Annotated in this window: 9 protein-coding genes; 8 read left to right on the top strand and 1 reads right to left on the bottom strand. The window is 42.2% G+C overall.

Going from position 1 to position 12,084, the window contains the following annotated elements; all coding sequences use genetic code 11:
- The first annotated feature begins 72 nt into the window (after nucleotides 1–72).
- The 5 genes from rnc to BHF69_RS06105 are packed head-to-tail and all read left to right on the top strand — an operon-like array spanning nucleotide 73 to nucleotide 7,918.
- Nucleotides 73–783, top strand: a complete 711-nt coding sequence (rnc, locus tag BHF69_RS06125; protein WP_075670171.1) for a ribonuclease III — start codon at nucleotides 73–75, stop codon at nucleotides 781–783.
- Nucleotides 774–4,334, top strand: coding sequence for a chromosome segregation protein SMC (gene smc, locus BHF69_RS06120; RefSeq protein ID WP_075670170.1), 3,561 nt, complete (start codon nucleotides 774–776; stop codon nucleotides 4,332–4,334). The genes rnc and smc overlap by 10 nt, the downstream gene beginning before the upstream one ends.
- A 15-nt stretch (nucleotides 4,335–4,349) precedes the next feature.
- Nucleotides 4,350–5,276, top strand: coding sequence for a signal recognition particle-docking protein FtsY (gene ftsY / locus BHF69_RS06115; RefSeq protein WP_075670169.1), 927 nt, complete (start codon nucleotides 4,350–4,352; stop codon nucleotides 5,274–5,276).
- Nucleotides 5,277–5,290: 14 nt separating this feature from the next.
- On the top strand, nucleotides 5,291–6,511 hold the full coding sequence (gene ilvA / locus BHF69_RS06110) for a threonine ammonia-lyase (protein WP_075670168.1): 1,221 nt from the start codon (nucleotides 5,291–5,293) through the stop codon (nucleotides 6,509–6,511).
- A 30-nt stretch (nucleotides 6,512–6,541) separates the two neighbouring features.
- Nucleotides 6,542–7,918 (top strand): ASKHA domain-containing protein, encoded by a 1,377-nt coding sequence (locus BHF69_RS06105; RefSeq protein ID WP_075670167.1) that lies wholly within the window; start codon nucleotides 6,542–6,544, stop codon nucleotides 7,916–7,918.
- Between the two features lie 58 nt (nucleotides 7,919–7,976).
- Here BHF69_RS06105 and BHF69_RS06100 read toward each other — a convergent pair whose 3' ends face one another.
- Nucleotides 7,977–9,635, bottom strand: coding sequence for a Na/Pi cotransporter family protein (locus BHF69_RS06100; RefSeq protein ID WP_075670166.1), 1,659 nt, complete (start codon nucleotides 9,633–9,635; stop codon nucleotides 7,977–7,979).
- 259 nt (nucleotides 9,636–9,894) lie between these two features.
- Here BHF69_RS06100 and yaaA point away from each other — a divergent pair, with 259 nt between their 5' ends.
- From yaaA to BHF69_RS06085, 3 genes are all read left to right on the top strand, one after another.
- Complete coding sequence (gene yaaA / locus BHF69_RS06095) at nucleotides 9,895–10,665, top strand: peroxide stress protein YaaA (RefSeq protein ID WP_075670165.1); 771 nt, start codon at nucleotides 9,895–9,897, stop codon at nucleotides 10,663–10,665.
- Nucleotides 10,666–10,727: 62 nt separating this feature from the next.
- Complete coding sequence (locus BHF69_RS06090) at nucleotides 10,728–11,177, top strand: VOC family protein (protein WP_075670164.1); 450 nt, start codon at nucleotides 10,728–10,730, stop codon at nucleotides 11,175–11,177.
- A 67-nt stretch (nucleotides 11,178–11,244) separates the two neighbouring features.
- Nucleotides 11,245–11,661 (top strand): NlpC/P60 family protein, encoded by a 417-nt coding sequence (locus BHF69_RS06085; protein WP_075670163.1) that lies wholly within the window; start codon nucleotides 11,245–11,247, stop codon nucleotides 11,659–11,661.
- Nucleotides 11,662–12,084 lie beyond the last annotated feature (423 nt).

Below are 12,084 nucleotides of genomic sequence, written 5' to 3'. Positions count from 1 at the left end.
GGCTCTGAGAAAGAGAATGCTGCGCTGCAGGAATGCCGTAGCCATTCTCCAGCTGGAGAAAGGAGGAAATTTATGAAAGAGAATTATCAGTTTCAGGAACTGGAAGAGAGCATTGATTATTGTTTTCAAGACAAAAGTCTGTTAAAGCTGGCTTTGACACATAGTTCCTATGCCAATGAACATCGGATGAAGCGGACGCAGAATAATGAAAGAGTGGAGTTTTTAGGAGATGCCGTATTAGAATTAATCATCAGTGATTATCTGTTCCGTACGTATCAGAAGAAAAATGAGGGGAAATTAACAAAATTGAGATCCAGTCTGGTTTGTGAGTATACACTGGCAATGTGTGCAAAGGATATTTCTCTAGGAAAATATTTGCTTTTAAGCAAGGGAGAAGATATGACTGGAGGAAGAGAAAGGGATTCTATTCTTTCAGATGCATTTGAATCCTTAATCGGAGCAATTTACTTGGATCAGGGGTTTGAACAAGCAAGGATTTTCGTAGAAAAATATTTACTACAGGATGTGGAAGATAAGACATTATTCTATGATGCTAAGACGATTTTGCAGGAAATGGTACAAAAGGAAGTCGGACATACGGTGCAGTATGTTCTGACAGAAGAAAAGGGACCGGATCACTGCAAGGAATTTACGGTTCAGGTTCATTTTGGAGATTGTATCCTGGGAACGGGAACCGGAAAGACCAAAAAGGCGGCAGAACAGATGGCTGCCTATGAGTCCATATTGAAATTGAAAGCAGAGCAAGGTGAAACATGTATTTAAAAAGTATTGAGGTACACGGATTTAAATCATTTGCCAATCGGCTGGTCTTTCGCTTTCAGGATGGGATTACTGGAATTGTAGGACCAAATGGAAGTGGAAAGAGCAATGTGGCAGATGCAGTGCGCTGGGTACTTGGAGAACAGAGTGCAAAGCAGCTTCGAGGAGCGAAGATGGAGGATGTGATTTTCTCTGGAACAGAGCTCCGAAAGCCGATGGGATCTGCCTATGTGGCAATTACCTTAGATAATAGTGATCATAGTCTTCCGGTAAGCTTTGAGGAAGTGACGATTGCCAGAAGAGTATATCGTTCCGGTGAAAGTGAATATCTGCTCAATGGAAGTGTCTGTCGAAGAAAGGATGTAGTAGAGCTTTTTTTCGATACTGGTATTGGGAAAGAAGGATATTCTATCATTGGACAGGGACAGGTGGAAAAAATCTTAAACGGAAAGCCGGAAGAGAGAAGAGAACTGTTTGATGAGGCTGCAGGTATCATAAAATATAAAAAGAATAAATATGCTGCAGAAAAATCTCTGGAAAAAGAAAGGGAGAATCTGTGTCGTGTCAATGATATATTATCAGAACTGACCAGACAGGTTGGACCGTTAAAGGACCAGTCACAAAAAGCGAAAGAGTATCTTCAGTATCGGGAAAGCCTAAAGGATGCAGATATTCAGATGTTTTTGGTGGAACAGACCAGCATGAAGAAGGAAATGGGAAAACTGGATGAGAATATCAAGATCATGGAACAGGATAGCTCCGATGGTACCCGACAGTATGAACAGATCAAGGAGAAGAACGACCAGCTGGAGCTGGATCTTTCCAAACTTAGAGAGAAGCTAGAAGAAGAGAATCGTTGTCTGCAGGAAGAACGGTTGGAGAAAGAAAAGCTGGAAGGCGAGATTAAGGTCTTAAATGAGCAGATTCGAACGGAGAAGACGAAAGAGGAGCATTATTATTCCAATGTATATCGCGTGGAGTCAGAATTAAATGAGAAGAATCAAGAACTGGTTTCCCTAAAACGCAAAAAGGCACTGATCGTATCAAACCAGGCTCAGAATCTGCAAAAAGAAAAGGAAGCCAGATGGGCTCTGGATGCCGTGGAGCAGCAGAAGGCTGCGTTGAATGAGCAACAGAAAGAGATTCTTGGGTATATTCAGGGGATTACTGAGAATAAAGCACAGATTTCCAACAAGGTAGAGCGTTTTGCAACGGTCCGGGAGCAGTTGAATCTTCGAATCGAAGATATAAAAAAGCGTCTGGATGAGAATAAAAAAGAATATGGAAGGGTTATAAAAAATCGAAATGACAATGAGAAGCGTCTGGCGGAATTGCAAAAAAAAGAAGCTGACACAAAGCAGAAAATCAAAGAACTTATGGAGATGCGAAGTCAGCACATCCAGAAGGGAAATCTCCTGGCACAGCAGGGCGAGGATAAAAAGCAGGAGCTTTTCCGCATTCAGTCCCGCTTAGAGACCTTAAGCAACATGGCGGAACGATATGATGGCTATGGAATCAGTATTAAAAAGGTCATGGAACAAAAAAAGCGTGTTTCCGGTATCGTTGGTGTAGTTGCTGATATTATTCAGGTGGACAAGAAATATGAGATGGCAGTGGAGACAGCGCTGGGGGGAAGTATCCAGAATATCGTGACCGACGATGAACAGACAGCTAAGAATATGATTCAGTTTTTAAAGGAAAATCGATTTGGAAGGGCGACCTTCCTTCCGCTGACATCGGTACGAAACCGTTATCCATTTAAACAGGAGCAGGCACTTAAAGAGCCAGGGGTGATTGGATTGGCCAGTACTCTGGTGCATACGAAGGATCAGTTTCGGGATTTGATCGCTTCCCTTCTTGGAAGGATTGTGATCGTAGATACCATCGATCAGGGGATTGCTCTGGCGAAAAAGTACCAGTATTCCATGAGGATCGTAACATTAGAGGGAGAGTCTCTAAATCAGGGAGGTTCCATGACAGGTGGTGCGTTTAAGCATTCCAGCAATCTGTTGGGAAGAAACAGAGAAATCGAAGAAGTAAAAAAATCAGAAAGGATTCGAAAAAATCAATATTTAGAGCTGAAAGCAGAGTATGAAGCTAACGCAAAGGAAAAAACAGCCATTGAGCAGCAGATTGAGCAATTGGAAAAGGAAGAACAAGAGCGTTCTCTGGAAATTAATACGGTGGTGCTTGGAAAGCAACAGGATGAAAATCGCTGTCTGGAATTAGAGCAGTTAAGAGATGGCCTGGAGGAAGAAAAGACCTCGTTGGAAGAAGAGAAAAATTCCATGGCAGAGCACGTGAAGAAGCTGCTAAAAGAGAGGGAAGGGCTGGAGGAAAAGAACCAGACCAGAGAATCCCGTCAAAAGGATCTGGAAGAACAGCTGCGTAGATTAGAAGAAGAGGAAGAGCAGCGAGTAGAAGAATTATCACAGATACAGCTACAGGAGAATTCCTATCATCAGCAATTGAAATTTTCCAAGGAAAATGAAGCCCGGATTCTAGAAGAGATGGAACGTCTTCAATATGATCTGAAGGAAATTAAATCAGAAGCGGATGACCGGGAAGGAAGCGTAGAAAGAATCGAAGAGAGAATCGCTCATGTGCAAAAGAGGATACGGAAGCTGGAACAGCAGATGATGGATGGAGAAGTGCTGATCAAGGAAAGCCAGCAGAAGGAAAACGAGAAAAGTGCCCAGTATAAGCATTCAATGAAGGAAAGAGAAGCCTTGAGTCAACATCTGGCATCGTTGGACAAAGAGTTGTATCGTCTTCAGGCACAGAAAGAAAAGATAGAGGAGAAAATCCAGAGTTTGACAGATTACATGTGGGAATCCTATGAGATTACCTATCGCATGGCAAGAGAAATGCATCAGGAAGAGATTACGGTCAATACAGAAGAACTGAAAAAGGAAATAGGCAAATGGAAGGGTAAGATTAAAGAGCTTGGTACTGTGAATGTAAATGCCATTGAAGAATATCGTGAGATATCCGGACGGTATGAGTTCCTGCTGAATCAGCATGAGGATATTGTGAAGGCGGAAGCACAGCTGGTAGAGTTGATCAAAAATCTGGAAGATGAGATGCGCAAACAGTTTGTCGAGAAATTTTCAGAGATTCAGAAGATGTTTTTAGCAGTATTTCGAGAATTATTTGGTGGAGGAAATGCCCGTCTCGAACTGATGGAAGATGAGGATGTGCTGGAAGCGGGTATACGTATTATTGCACAGCCTCCAGGAAAGAAGCTTCAGAATATGATGCAGCTTTCTGGTGGAGAAAAGGCTTTGACAGCAATCAGTCTGTTATTTGCCATTCAGAATTTAAAGCCGTCTCCATTTTGTCTGTTGGATGAAATTGAAGCGGCATTGGATGATTCTAATGTAACACGATTTAGTAATTATCTGCACAAGCTGACGAAGGATACCCAGTTTATCGTCATTACGCATCGAAAGGGAACCATGACAGCTGCAGATATGCTCTATGGAATTACTATGCAGGAAAAAGGGGTATCCACTCTGGTATCTGTAAATTTAATTGAAAATGATTTGGAATAGATTTAGGAGGAAGTTATGGCAGAAGAAAAGAAGGGGTTTTTTGAGAAAGTTTTTGATGGATTAACGAAGACAAGAGAGAATCTGTCTCATGGATTTGATACGATCTTTCAGGCGTTTACCAATATTGATGACGATTTTTATGAAGAATTAGAAGAGACACTGATCATGGCTGATCTGGGTGTGGATACCACCTTAAAGATCATCGAAGATCTGCAGCATCGTGTGCGCAAGATGGGAATCAGGGAACCAGAGGCCTGCAAGGAGCTGCTTCAGGAAGTTATTAAGGATCAGATGAAGTTAGAAGAGCATGCATTTGATTTTGAGGACCAGAAGACAGTTATGTTGGTCATTGGTGTCAATGGAGTTGGAAAGACCACCAGTATTGGTAAGATCGCAGCACAGCAGAAAGCCATGGGTAAGAAGGTGCTGATCGCTGCAGCGGATACCTTCCGTGCAGCTGCCATTGATCAGTTGGATGTATGGGCAAAAAGAGGAAATGTAGATATTGTTGCCCATGAAGAGGGATCAGATCCGGCAGCAGTCGTGTTTGATGCTTGTAAGGCAGCAAGAGCAAGAGGAACTGATCTGTTGATCTGTGACACAGCCGGACGTCTTCATAACAAGAAAAATCTGATGAACGAGCTGGCTAAGATCAATCGCGTCATCGATAGAGAGTATCCAGAAGCTCATCGTGAGACGCTGATCGTACTGGATGCCACGACAGGGCAAAATGCTATGTCACAGGCAAAACAGTTTATGGAAGCAGCGGATATTTCAGGTATTATTCTGACAAAGCTGGACGGGACTGCAAAAGGCGGGATTGCCATTGCTATTCAGGCAGAATTAGGACTTCCGGTAAAATATATCGGAATTGGAGAACAGATCAACGATCTGATGAAATTTGATGCGGATGTATTCGTAAGTGTATTATTTAGCGAATAGAGGAGAGAAGACACATGTTGACATTGAAAAAATTTGAAGAAGCTTATGAAAAAGTACAGGAGGTCATCATTCCTACGAAATTGATGAAAAGTGACTATTTATCCGAACAGACAGGAAATCAGGTGTATTTAAAACCGGAAAATATGCAGCTTACAGGTGCATACAAGATCCGGGGTGCCTATTATAAGATCAGTACGCTGTCTCAGGAAGAAAAGGAAAAGGGACTGATTACAGCTTCGGCTGGAAATCACGCACAGGGAGTTGCTTATGCAGCAAGAGCCAATCATGTGCCTGCTACCATTGTTATGCCAACCACAACACCATTGATGAAGGTAAACCGTACCAAAGCATTAGGGGCAGAAGTAATCTTAAAGGGAGATGTATTCGATGAAGCCAGCGAATATGCCATTGAACTTGGAAAGAAGCGGGGAATGACTTTTGTTCACCCGTTTGATGATCTGGATGTGGCAACTGGCCAGGGTTCCATTGCCATGGAGATCTTTAAAGAGCTTCCAACCGTGGATATTATTTTGGTTCCGATTGGTGGAGGCGGATTGGCAACTGGTGTGTCTGCATTAGCAAAATTTTTAAACCCTAATATTAAGGTAATTGGGGTAGAACCATCCGGAGCTGCCTGCATGAAAGCATCCCTGGAAGCGGGAAAGGTCACCACTGTGGAAAATGTTAGCACCATTGCCGATGGTACTGCGGTAAAGACACCTGGAAAGAAGATTTTCCCATATATTCAGCAGAACATCGATGATATTATTACCATTGACGATGAAGAATTGATCGTTGCCTTCTTGGATCTGATTGAAAATCATAAAATGCTTGCGGAAAACTCTGGTCTACTTACCGTTGCAGCTCTGAAGCATTTAAAGGTAACGGGCAAAAAAGTCGTTTCCATCATCAGTGGCGGAAATATGGATGTGATCACATTGGCATCACTGGTTCAGCATGGTCTGATCGTGCGAGACAGAATTTTTACTGTTTCTGTATTTCTTCCAGATAAACCAGGCGAATTGACCAGAGTGTCCAAGATTATTGCTCAGTCACAGGGGAATATTATCCGTCTGGAGCACAACCAGTTTGTCAGCATCAACCGTAATTCCAAAGTGGAGCTTACGATTACGATGGAAGCCTTTGGAACAGAGCATAAGGAGAAGATCATTAAGGCATTAAAGGATACTGGATATCAGCCGAAACTGCAAAATGCCAAGGGCGGTGTATTTTAAAAATGAAAAGAAAAAGGAGGTTTTCTGACGATGATTAGGATTACGGTGGAGATGGATTCCGGAAGGAGGATATTGGAAGCAGAAGAAGGAAGCCTCCTTCTCTTTGTGCTTCAAAAGCATGATCTGATCCTTCCGGCACCCTGCGGGGGTAGAGGAACCTGCGGTGGCTGCAAGATAAAAAGTAGTGAAGGGGAAATAAAAGCCTGTCAATATCGCTTAGCTAAGGATATTACCTTATTTCTTGGAAAGGAGCAGGAAGCCTTTCGTTCTGTCCTTATGAAGGAGCAGGAAGAGAAAAGGGAGAAGAACAAGGAAAGAGGATATGGCATCGCCATTGATATTGGAACGACGACGCTGGGATTTGCGCTAAAGGAGTTAAAAACTGGAAGAATGGCAGGTCAGTGGGGATGTGAAAATTCCCAAAAAAGCTTTGGAGCAGATGTGGCTTCAAGAATATCTGCCTGTGAGACGCAGGAAGGCCTGGAAAGGCTTTCTGATTGCGTAAAAGGGGATATAAAAAAGGGCATTGATCAGTTGCTTTCACAGGCAGGAATCTGCAGAAAGGAGCTTCGACAGATCGTCATTGTTGGAAATGCAGCCATGCTGCATATTCTTCAGAAAAAGTCACCGGTTTCCCTCGGAAGAGCTCCTTTTCAGGTTCCAGAGCCAGAAGGGAAACGGTGGACCGAGAATGGTATGGATGTATTCTTATTTCCCCATGCAGGTGCATTTATCGGAGGGGATATTATATCCGGGGTAGAGTATTTGGGCATGCAGGAAAGTGAAGAAATCAATTTTCTAATTGACCTGGGAACCAATGGAGAAATGGTCCTTGGTAATAGGGAAAAATTGGTAGCCGCTGCGGCAGCAGCTGGTCCGGCATTCGAAAATTGCTTTCGCAGTACAGGCACATCGGGCAGTCGGGTCTTGGAGTTGCTTGTATTGCATGTAAGAAGAAAAACAATTGGAGAAGATGGATTGCTAAAGCTTCCATATCGCCAGAAAGGAATTCCTTGTGGTCAGGGCTTATGGATCACCCAGGATAAGATACGGGAGATACAGCTGGCCAAAGGGGCGATTCGCACAGGGATTGAGCTTCTGATGCAGCAATATGGATGTAAACCGGAAGAAATAAAAAACGTATATTTGGCCGGAGGATTTGGATTCTATCTAAATCTTACTTCTGCAATACGGGTGGGGCTGCTTCCAGAAGAGTTTAAAGATAAGACAAGTGCAGTAGGGAATACTGCGCTATCAGGAGCGTTTCAGGCATTGGGAAATCCTTCTTATATGGATGTGGCAGAAGAAATCAGACAAAAGATGGATTGTTGTAATCTGGCAGAGATGCAGGGATTTCAGGAAAAATACTTGGAGGAGATTTCTTATATCAGTAAGAAAAGAAGATAGAAAAGAAGCTGAGCTCCCTGAAGGGAAAAATCCTTCTGGGAGAGCAGCTTCTTTTTGATTATTGCAATTCAGCAATTTGATCTTCATCTAATAAGTTGGTATTATCAGTTAGGGTGATGTATACCATGTTTACACCGTGGTCAGCAACTCGTTCTAACTTAGTCAGAATGTCGGAGTATACCAGACCGGAATTTGGATTACATTCTTGACGTGCAAGTCGTTTGACATGTTCTTTCTGCAAGCGTTTTTCCAGAACATCAATCTCATTTTCCAGTTCGATAATATCATTTACATAATCATCGGTACGATGTTTTAATGTATAAATAGATTTTAACAACAATTCATCGGTCTTTTGATAGATTTCGATGAGGGATTCTTTAGCTTCTATGGTGATCTTACGATTTTTTGTAACGAGAGAATTCGTTAGATCGGCAATATCCTTTGCGTGGTCGCCAATGCGTTCGATATCACTGACAACGTGGAACAATCCTCCTAATGTATTTTTATCTGCAACAGGCAGTGGATATTGATTGATTTTTACAAGGTAATCAATGATTCCTCCGCTGATGTAGTTGATGCCGTCTTCCAAGTCATAGATCTCTTCCAGATCGGCAGTGGATTCATTGAGAAAAGCAGTCATGGACTGTTCCAGATTCTGGACTGCCATACGCCCCATACGTTCAATTTCCAATGTAGCCTGAGGAATTGCGGAACTTGGTGCATACAAGGATTTATCACCGATGTATTTCAGTTCATGTTTCGTTACTTTATCATCTTCTCCCTTGACAAACAGATATGTCAGCTTAACCAGCAGGTTAGAGAATGGGAATAAGATCACTACCTGGAAGATCTTAAAGGAGGTATGGGCATTGGCAACTGCACGACCCACATTGCCTCCGGAAAACTGTAGCAGCTGATCTGCCAAAACATCCTTCAGGAGGAGTAGTAGTACAAATAAGATGGCACTTCCGATTACGTTGAATAAGAAGTGGATCAGAGCTGCTCGTTTGGCATTCTTCTTTCCACCCAGGCTGGCTAATAGTGCGGAAACACAAGAGCCCATATTACATCCCAGGATAATGAAGAAGCAGATTTCCAATGGAAGAAGGCCCTGGGCAGCCATTAACAGTACAATACTTACGGTAACGGAAGAACTCTGTAAAATAGCAGTGATAATAAATCCGACCAGAACTCCTAATAACGGATTGGTCAGGTTGCCTAATATGTTTACAATAGCAGGTGAGTCTCTTAAAACAGACATGGAAGAAGACATTGTGGTCAGACCGGTAAATAAAATACCAAATCCAAGAACCACCTCTCCGGCTTTCTTTATAGTCGGATTTTTCATGAACATCACCATGATGACACCGCCCATTAAAAAGAGTGGTGCGATTTCTGATAAGTCAAACGCTACCAGCTGTGAAGTAACAGTAGTACCGATGTTGGCACCGAAGATGATACCTGCGGCCTGATACAGATTCATCAGACCGGCATTTACAAAACTTACCACCATTACAGTTGAAGCGCTGGAAGATTGAATGATTGCGGTAAAGAAGATGCCGACCAGCATTCCTGAAAATTTATTCTTTGTAAAAAATTCAAGAATATTACGTAATTTTGCTCCGGCGGCTTTTTCAAGACCATCGCTCATTAGCTTCATTCCGTAAAGGAAGAGACCAAGTCCGCCAATCAATCCTAATACAATTGTCATAATCATTTCCCCTTTGTGTAATAAATTGAGCTTTCCTTTCATTTACTCTATACTATGTCAAAGATTTACTTTGTAAATTTTATGAAGTCTATGTAAAATTAAAGTAAACTCATACGCGAATATTTTAATATATTGTACAGAAATTCACAATAAAAAATGATTATCAAAGCAATATATATATAGTTTATCTCAATATTTATAAAAAATAGAATAAAACTGGAAAAAAACGAAAAATGTGAAAAAAGAACAAGGAGATTATTTAACAATGAAGATCATAATATCACCAGCGAAGAAAATGAAAGAAGATCATAGCTGGCTTTTTCCGCAGCAAAAGCCAGTGTATGAAAAAGAGGCAGGTATTTTGTTAAAGCAGCTGTTGCAGTATTCCGTAGAAGAGCTTCAGGTACTCATGAAAGCAAATGAGAGTATTTGCAGACTGAATTATGAACGGTTTCGCAGGCTTGATTTTACCGGCATTGGAACTCCGGCTATTCTGGCATATGAAGGATTGCAATATCAGCATATAGGAGCCGATGTACTGGAGCAGGATCAGCTTTCCTACCTGGAAGACCATCTAAGGATTCTAAGCGGGTTTTATGGGATTCTGCGCCCATTGGATGAAGTGTGGCCCTATCGGCTGGAGATGCAGACAAGGCTATCGGTAGGAAAGAAAAAGAATTTATATGATTTCTGGGGAGAAAAGATTTATCGGGAGTTGATCAAAGAGGATCACATAATTATCAATCTGGCATCTAAGGAATACAGCAAAGCAGTAGAAAGATATCTGACACCGGATGACTGTTTTATTACCTGTATATTTGGAGAACTGGTAGATGGCAGAGTAAAGGTGAAGGGGACAAAGGCAAAGGAAGCAAGAGGAGATATGGTGCGGTATCTGGCTGAAAGAAAGGTGGAAGAACCAGAGAAAATCAAAGAATTTGATAATGGACATTTTTGCTATGAAGAAGCGTTGTCAGGGGAGCGAAACTACGTTTTTTTACGATATGGTAGTCAAAATGGCAAAAATTCGGTATAATTTAACTGAGTTATACGTTCCATCAGGATGTAAAATGTGATTTGTAGAAAAGGAGAAACGGGATGAGTAAATTATTACATGTAAACATTAATGCAAAAGACTGGAAGAAGGTAGCAGCATTTTATGAAAAAGTATTTGGCTGTGTGCAGGTTCCGCCGGAAAAGAAGATTTCAGGTGATTATGCAGCGGATCTGACTGGTCTTGCAGGATCTGATATTGAAGGAATTACAATGACATTTCCAGGAGATCCAGAAGGAACTCAGCTGGAGATCTTCCAGTACAATCTGCAGGATGATACCAGCTCTCAGGCGATCAACCTAACGGGACTGGGACACATTGCCATTGATGTGGATGATATTGATGTAGTTACCGACAAGCTGCTTGCAGCAGGAGGTTCCCTTGTTGGAAAGCAGATTCATAGAACCTATGCGGACAAACCAGATCTGTTCATTCATTACGTAAGAGATTGCGAAGGGAATATTATCGAATTGATGGACCGAAAGAGTGAATAGAGATCAGCGTGCATATTTTCTATCAGTGGGGAATAATATGAGGTAAGAACGGAAAAAGGCGGATTGGATGTATACCAATTTAGGTCTTGCAGCCTTTGCACAGGAATGTTTGTCGCTTCCTACCAAATATTTGTGGGATGGATTTGGTAAGCAGAATGAATTCGGTCAATATTGTTTTGACTGCAGTGGCTTGATCAAGTGCTATTATATGGGAGGACTCAGGCAATTTTATTATGATAAGGCAAGAGATCTTCAAAGCTATGAGATGATCGAGCGGGCCAGCAAAAAAGGACCGGTGGAACAGATCCCGGAGAAAAAGGGGATCGGAGTCTATCTGCCAGGTCATATAGGGATATATATGACTGGAGGAAAGGTCATTGAATGCACGAATAATCCCAGATTTGGCGATGGAGTAGTGGAAACAGATCGATTGGATCGGCAGTGGGAACAATGGCTGGAAATTCCATATATTGTATATTTGTGAATGAAAAAGAAGCATTACAGAGCGGTGATGCTTCTTTTTGTTTGCGCGCCATGGGCGCGCTCTAACGGGTGAAAGTCCCGAACACGCCTAGGCAACGAGGAAGTGTATAGCCGAACAGCAAGGGTGTCCATCGTGAGGTGGAATCTGAAGGAAGCTGTAAGCAAACTCTTGGTCCGACGGACAGAAATCACATATAAGGCTCGGAAATACGGATAAGTCTGCAAAAGGAGATGAAGTCCAAAAGTTGCTGGAAGTACGAGTAAATGTGGCGGATAGATGAGAGGAAAGAGCGTGCACCTTAAGCGTGGAGGTCTCACAGAGGTATCATTAGCCTAGTAACAACGAACTGTGAGAAGTCAGCCGAGCCCATAGTAGTGAAGAAGTCTCTGTAATGGGGATGGAGTGAAGGGGCGAACAATCAAT

The organism is Anaerostipes sp. 992a (assembly GCF_001940245.1).
Taxonomy (GTDB): domain Bacteria; phylum Bacillota; class Clostridia; order Lachnospirales; family Lachnospiraceae; genus Fimousia.
Note: the sequence above shows the minus strand (reverse complement) of the source record. Positions and strands in the feature narration are given on the sequence as shown.